Annotated in this window: 1 tRNA gene (cut by a window edge); it reads left to right on the top strand. The window is 56.9% G+C overall.

From position 1 onward, the window contains the following. Positions 1-23, top strand: a tRNA-Leu gene (locus tag NZ653_10150); it begins 61 nt to the left of the window's first position. The last annotated feature ends 239 nt before the right edge of the window (positions 24-262 follow it).

Genomic DNA, 262 nt, shown 5'->3' with positions numbered 1-262 from the left:
GGGTTCGAGTCCCACCCCGGGCACTTGCCACCACCTATCGCGACAGCATCTCCCACGCCCACCACATCCTGTGTGCCCACTGCACTCGCCCAAAAGCCCTCCTCAAAAATCCTTGGGGTTTCCCACCACCTGCGCCTCCTGTTGAGAAAGAGTGAGGTTGCCCGATGGTGGTAAAGGACTTCTTGCTGGAGTTGGAATCTGCTCACTATTAGGAGAGATGAACAAGGATTTATCCAGTCGTGCCCGCTCGTGCATCAGCTCC

This window comes from Anaerolineae bacterium, from assembly GCA_025062375.1.
GTDB lineage: Bacteria > Chloroflexota > Anaerolineae > SpSt-600 > SpSt-600 > SpSt-600.
The sequence above is the reverse complement of the archived record's forward strand: the minus strand, read 5'-3'. Positions and strand labels throughout refer to the sequence as shown.